The sequence below is a fragment of the Paenibacillus nanchangensis genome (genome assembly GCF_046543445.1).
Lineage (GTDB): Bacteria > Bacillota > Bacilli > Paenibacillales > Paenibacillaceae > Paenibacillus_AQ > Paenibacillus_AQ nanchangensis.
The window spans coordinates 184,180-191,209 of the sequence record NZ_JBHOFD010000011.1 but is presented as its reverse complement, the minus strand read 5'-3'; the positions used below and the strand labels follow the sequence as shown (position 1 = coordinate 191,209).

General features: G+C 53.6%; 5 protein-coding genes. All 5 read right to left on the bottom strand.

Translation table 11 applies throughout. The annotated features are described in order from the left end of the window. Positions 1-275: 275 nt before the first annotated feature. Entirely contained in the window at positions 276-1,154 is an 879-nt protein-coding gene (locus tag ACE6ED_RS10980) for a MerR family transcriptional regulator (RefSeq protein ID WP_410827153.1), read from the bottom strand. A 254-nt stretch (positions 1,155-1,408) separates the two neighbouring features. Next, entirely contained in the window at positions 1,409-2,158 is a 750-nt protein-coding gene (gpmA, locus tag ACE6ED_RS10975; protein WP_410827152.1) for a 2,3-diphosphoglycerate-dependent phosphoglycerate mutase, read from the bottom strand. 27 nt (positions 2,159-2,185) lie between these two features. Then, positions 2,186-3,481: an Nramp family divalent metal transporter gene (locus ACE6ED_RS10970; RefSeq protein ID WP_410827151.1), complete on the bottom strand. Its 1,296-nt coding sequence runs from the start codon at positions 3,479-3,481 to the stop codon at positions 2,186-2,188. A gap of 322 nt (positions 3,482-3,803) precedes the next feature. Beyond that, a complete protein-coding gene (locus tag ACE6ED_RS10965) occupies positions 3,804-5,183 on the bottom strand; it encodes a metallophosphoesterase (RefSeq protein ID WP_410827150.1) in 1,380 nt (459 codons plus the stop codon). A gap of 440 nt (positions 5,184-5,623) precedes the next feature. Further along, positions 5,624-6,829, bottom strand: coding sequence for a chromate efflux transporter (gene chrA / locus ACE6ED_RS10960; protein ID WP_410827165.1), 1,206 nt, complete (start codon positions 6,827-6,829; stop codon positions 5,624-5,626). Positions 6,830-7,030: the final 201 nt, after the last annotated feature.

Here is a 7,030-nt window from a genome sequence, read left to right as displayed (position 1 = left end):
GTTTCTACAGTTCAGTCTGTATAGAGCGGGAACTCCGAAGATAAGGCTTGCGCTACCGCTCCGCAGCTCCACATTGCCTCCGTGCCATCTCCGCCATCCTGTATTTTAACAGTTCAGTCTGGATTGAAGGTGGAACTCCGAAAATAGAAGCAAATGGTTCAGTCTAGGTCGAATAGCCGGGTAATCTGAGAAAAAAGCATCCTGTATGTCCTTAAATTCGGACTTATCAATAGAACGAGCAACTCCTTAAGCTGCTCCATTTATCATCACGCCTATTACCTCGGCATTACAGGCTGCAGTAAATGCAGTAAATATAAATTGCCGCTGCCTTCAGGCGTATCGTTTCGGATGTGTTCTTCCAAACACAATCTCGAGGGATCGGATTTGTATTTTGCATTTTTTCGAATCATGTCCATTAATTTGTTCCATGAGCCGCCAATATCGTCCCCGCTCTCAAGCATGGCGTACAGGCCGCCAGGTAAGTTCATTTCCTTGAAAATCTCAGGAATCCTGATTCCTTCAGGTATGGTTGCGCACATTCCGTAGCCGTAGGGCAGGCCGTCTTTCGTCGGCAGCGGCTTCACATTTCCGCCGAACAGACGGGCGGTGCCCGATAAACCGGATTCCTTTACCCATTCGACGATAGGCTGGGTCGCTTCATCTTCTGGCGCAACGCCTACAACCGTATGGTAAACGACTCTCATAGGGGAAAGCGTAATTACCTTCAGTGACTTGTCCTCTGCTTGATTTTCCATTTCATTCGCCTCCGGATCGTTTGAGATTTCTTCCAGTACAGAGATCCAATCTGAATTCGTCAAGGTGAGCAGCTCTAATAGAGCGTTCAACTTCTCCTCATACCGCCGCAGCTCCTGCCGTTCAGACTTAAGAGAAGCTGCTTTCCGCTCAATTAAAAGCCTGAATCGGGCAGCCGACATATCCGTGAAAAACTGCGAAATCTCCTTTAATGAGAAGTCAAGCTTGCGAAGCTGCGCGGTAATGGTTATACGCTGCACGGCGTCTTCATCGTACACCCGCCAACCAGATCCAGGGTCTCTGCCGCTTCGAAACAAGCCTTCGGCTTCCCAGTGCCGCAGCGTCCGGCTCGTTAGCCCCGTTTGGTCGGACAGCTTATTGATCGGAATAAGCGCCTTCATGTGATCCTCCTTTCCAGTTCATGGATTTAGGATATCGCTTGACGCTGCGGCAACTGCAAGGAGCTTTTTCATGCCGGTGTTTATTTTGTCCGATGAAACGCGTTCTCCCTGCGGCGGATGTAGTCTTCCGGTCGGTGTTGTATTCGTAAGTTCCGACACAAACAAACCGGTCCAAGGGAAATCTTGGCCGGTCTGCTTCAGTATAAGTATTAAGTTCATGGGTTCCGGCAACATAACTGTTGATGTCTCACGCTTTATTCCGTCACATTCCCCTGATTCGCCACTTCACGTGCTTTTGCTTCCACTTCCTGCGGATCGCCAAGGTAGTACCGGGACAGCGGACGGATGTCCTCATCCAGCTTGTAAATGAGCGGCACCCCTGTCGGAATATTCAGCTCGGTTAACGCCGCTTCATCAATATCCTCCATGTACTTGATCAATGCGCGCAGGGTATTTCCATGCGCCGAGATCAGGACACGCTCTTTTTTGTGGATCAGCGGCACAATCCGGTTGTTCCAGAAATCGCCCACGCGGTGAACTGTATCCTCCAGGCTCTCCCCAAGCGGAAGCTCCTCCGGCTTCAGTCCGGCGTACTTCAATTCATGCTCCGGAGCCCTTGGGTCGCCGGGTTCCAGCAGCGGCGGACGGACGGTCAGGCTGCGCCGCCACAGCAGCAGCTGCTGCTCCCCGTACTGCTGCGCTGTTTCCGTTTTGCTGAGTCCCTGCAGCGCGCCGTAGTGACGCTCATTGAGCTTCCAGGATTTTTGCTCCGGAATCCAGAGCAGGTCCAGCTCGTCAAGAATATAGTGCAGTGTCTGAATCGAGCGGCGCAGCACCGAAGCAAACGCCAGATCAAAGGTATACCCGGCGGCTTTCAGGCGTCTCCCCGCCTCTTTGGCCTCTTGAATTCCTTTTTCGGTCAGTCCGACATCCGTCCAGCCTGTAAACAAATTGAGGCGGTTGTATTCGCTCTCTCCATGTCTAACCAGAACAATTTCGTACATCTGACTCCCTCCGTTTCACTACCATTCCTATAAAGCCATATCCGCAATTAGAAACAGGTTCAGTAGGACTACAATGCCTGCAATGATCCACCCGGCTACCGTGGTTAACTTCCGGTTGACCAAAGCACCCATAATGCTTTTGCTGCTCGTGAACACAATCAATGGGATCAGGGCAAAAGCGATGCCGAAGCTCAGGACCACTTGGCTCATAACCAATGCGCGGGTCGGATCAACACCCGAGATGATGATTGCAAGCGGCGGTATGGTTGTCACGGCACGCCGGACATATAAATTAATCCGTTTATTGATGAAACCCTGCATCACCACATCGCCCGACATCGTCCCTACCGACGCGCTCGAAAGCCCCGCTATTAACAATCCAAGCCCAAACGAACCGGCGGCGACCGGACCGGACAGGCGCGAAAATTCATGAAAAGCCGTCTCCAGATCTTCCACCGGCAGACCATTGGTGTGGAACAATGCAGCGGATATGACAACCATCGCCATATTTACTGCACCGGCTATGACCATAGCAATCAGTATATCCATTAACTCCAGCCGAAAAATCCGTTTTTTCTCCGTATCGTTACGGCCGACAATGCGGCTTTGGGTCAGCGACGAATGGAGATAAATCGCATGAGGCATCACTGTCGCCCCCAGTATTCCGGCTGCCAGCAGCACACTGTCCGTTCCTTCAAACCGCGGGGTAAGCATACCGGTTAAGACAGCTCCCCCGTCCGGCTGCGCCACAAACACCTGAAACGCAAACGCCAGAACCACCATCATAATCATCGCGCCGATTCCGGCCTCCAGCCAGCGGTAACCTCTGCGCTGCAGCTCCAGAATTCCGAATGACCCAATGGCTGTGATGATCGCAGCCGGCAGCATCGGAATCCCAAACAATAAGTAGAGTCCCAAAGCTGCGCCGATAAATTCGGCCAGGTCTGTGGCGATGATCACCAGCTCACTTTGTATCCACAGCAAAATCGATGTTTTTTTGGAAAAACGTTCCCGGGCGACTTCAGGCAGGTTGCGTCCAGTCGCAATGCCCAGCTTCGCGGACAATGTCTGAATCAGCACGGCCATCAGATTTGAGGCGAAAATCACCCATAGCAGCATGTACCCGTATCGGGAGCCTGCGGTAATGTTGGTGGCGAAATTACCGGGATCCAAATAAGCCACCGAAGCGATAAACGCTGGGCCGAGAAACGGAAGCAGCCGTTTCAGTCCTTTAACCTCTCCCCGCAGCACGCTGTCCGCACTTACTGCCTGACGTTTATTTTTAACTGCGGCGGATTGCCGCTCAATCATGGTTTCGGCCATTTCTCTTTCCTCCTCGCCCAATTGTTTAGTTGATGCATTAATGTTGTACAAGTGCAACTTTATGTACTTATCTTATACCCGCTGCTGTGAAATGTAAAGCAGTGTTTCTTGCATTTTCAAAAAAAATCCACACTAAAAAAGACCATTGCCTCAATAGACAATAGCCGAACAACTAAAACAAGATCTGCTTTGGTCTTCAAAATGCGCTTTGGCGGCGGTTTTCGCCTCAATCATGAATTCAGTCCGGTCCCGTCAGCGGGCCTCGTCGGCCGAACTTGCAGGAAGCACCGCGTTACTATCCTCCGGTTCATGCATTCCGCGTTCAATCTGAAGGGAGGACTTGGACAACCGGAAGCTGGAGCTCCAGCTCGTTATCTTCGGTGTTGTCGCTGCGGATGCCGTTCAGATAGTTTTTTAAGAAACCTTCATGCAGCGTATCCAGCAGCTTGTCACCGTTAATTCCGGCAATTTCCTGCGCTCCCGTATTTTCTGTCCCCGCAAAATAATGCAGATTCAACAGCGCCATCGTCTTTGTCAGCCGCTGCTGTTCTTCCTGGGTAAGATTCGCCAATGACCGGTCCTCCGACACTGCCCGCTCATAAAGCCTGTCCGACAGCGCCATAAACCGCTCCCGGCTGTAGGTTTCAAACTGCAGCAGCTTGTCATCCCGGCTGCCCAACTGCTTGGCATACCGCCCGACCTGAAGCTTAACCGTGCTGTAGCGGAAGCTGCCATCTTTTGAAACCGTTACCCTGCCGTATTGATGTGGATACACGGACAGTGCATTGCTCGCAATATCCGCGATCATATTACCCTGTACAGCTTTGGTGCTGATGTCCTGGATATGGATATGCCCGCTAAACACTGCTTTAACTCCTATGCGGGAAAACAAGGAGACGGCCTCCCTGCTGTTGTTAAGCGTGTAGCCCTTTTGGATGACGGAGTTATGATCCAGCAGATTGTGATGCATGACCGGCAGCAGACGGGCGCCCTGGCGGCGGGCTTCGTCCGCACACTTGCCGATCCACTTAAGTGTGGATTCCGGCAGCTCCCCGTCGGTTTGAGGATAGCCTTGACGGTAGTTATTATCGTACTGGCTGGTGTCTAACATCAGCAGCCACAGCGATGCCGACGGCGTTGCCAGATAGCTGAGCGTCACTTTGTCGCGGCTTACCGCTTCGTCATATCCGAAATTGGCGTAAATATGCCGAAACTCGTCCGGGTCCACCCCCTCCGTCCGATACTGAACATCGTTCCGGAAGCCGGACGCCCACGGATTGTTAATGTCATGATTGCCGGGAATTACGTACACCCGGCTGCCCGCCGCTTCGATCCGGCCAAGCTTCTCCGCCAGCTTCCGGTGGCTGGCAAGTTCCCCGTTATTGGTTAAGTCTCCGCTCAGGATCACAGCATCGGGCCGCGCAGAGCGGATCTCCTCTACCCAGGCATCCGTGAGGGGATCGCTGTACTCCAGACGTTTGCCGTCCCCCTTCTGCAAAAAACGCTGAAAAGCCGAACCGCTATCCTGCAAATCCGGCGATAGATAATGCAGGTCGGTTGTTACTGCAAGCGTTATTGCACTGTCCGCTGGCAGTGCATTCAGCGGTTGAATCTTCTGTGTTTCCGGTTCGCAGCCTGCCGCCGCAGCCGTCAGCATCATAATGGCTGCAATTCGCGTCCAGGCGGTGAATGACCCTCTCATGAGCCCACACTTCTTTCCAGTTCAATAGAGCACTTAAGTTACTGCCATCACTAAAGTCAATGTATTTTGTTAAGTACCTAATAATCACTATGCCCATTTTACTCTAATCTTCAGCAAAAGGACGCATTCTCACCTGAAAAGGCCGCATTCTTACCTGCTAACAGGTACAGAACGCGGCCCGGCCGTTTGCTTCAAGAGGGTAATGTAGCGATCGATGAGTAAACGTTCTGCGCAAGCCACATGCCCTGTTGTATCCGCATCATACAGTTCAGAAAGCAGGACGTATGGCTGTTGTATCCGCATCGTACAGTTTAGAACGCAGGATGCATGGCTGTTGTATCCGCATCGTACAGTTTAGAACGCAGGATGCATGGCTGTTGTATCCGCATCGTACAGTTTAGAACGCAGGACACATGTCTGTTGCATCCGGTTAATGCAGTTTAAAACAAGTCTGCAATCATCCCCGCCGCCGAGCCGGATATTACGACAACCCAAGGCGGAGCATTCCAGAAAGCCAGCAGGACAAACAGCGCAGCAGCCAGCACAAAATCGGCCGGCGCCTGTACCGCCGAAGTCCACAGCGGGTCGTAAAAGGCGGCGGTCAGCAGCCCGACAACCGCGGCGTTAACTCCGGAAAGCACCCCCTGCGCCCTGCCGCTGCTGCGAAGCGTGTTCCAGAACGGAAGAGCGCCGTAAACCAGCAGCAGCGCCGGGAGAAAAATGGCTGCTGTCGCGATAACCGCCCCCTGCCAGCCCTGCGCCATCATGCCGAGGTAAGAGGCAAAGGTGAACAGCGGCCCCGGCACGGCCTGAGCCATCCCGTATCCGGCGAGAAAATCTTCAGCCGAGACCCAGCCAGCGGGGACAACTTCCCGCTCCAGCAGCGGCAGAACAACATGCCCGCCGCCGAATACAAGTGAACCCGCGCGGTAGAAGCTGTCAGCCAGCTCCGCCCAGCTGGTATGCACCAACCGGCTGAATACTGGCAGCAGGATAAGCAGTCCGGCAAACATCCCCAAGCAGGCTAGACCAAAGGTCCGGCTGATGGGGATGTTCAGCTTCGGACTGCCGTTTCCTGCTTCTTGGCGGTACAGGAGGGCGCCTGCCGCTCCCGCGGCGGCAATCGCCGCTACCTGCGTGTAGGCGGCAGGCCACAGCAGCACGGCCGCAGCCGCCAGCAGCGCGATTGTCGCCCGGCTCCGGTCCGCGGCCAGCTTCCGGCCCATGCCCAAAATCGCATGCGCGACAACGGCGACGGCCACTAGCTTCAGACCGTGGATGAAGCCCGAAGAGCCAAGGTTGGCTCCGTCCATCAGGAGCGCAAACACGATCAGGGCAAGTACGGACGGAAGCGTAAACCCAAGCCAGGCGATGAGTCCGCCGAGCAGGCCGCCCCGCACAATCCCGATGCCGATCCCGACCTGACTGCTTGCGGGCCCGGGCAGGAATTGGCACAGCGCCACAAGATCGGCATAGCTTTTTTCATCCAGCCACTGTTTGCGCCGCACATATTCATGATGAAAATATCCCAAATGCGCAACCGGGCCTCCAAACGAGGTTAAGCCCAGCTTAAACGATACGGCAGCGATTTCGCTCAGCTTACGACGGCTGTCTGCGGCCGGTTCCTTTTGACTGCCGCTTAACATAGGATTCACAGCATCCTTCTCCTTAATTTCCCGTGTAGGATAACAGCTCGATAGCTTTCTCCATTATGGCGGGCACTCTGTTAAGCGGAGATAAAACACGCTGCATATTCGTGTAAAATATCATCGGAAGGCTTAGCCACAGGCCACAGGCCGGCTTGATCGCATGAAAATCCCGCTTAGGAAATCCAGCTTAGCCTTGCA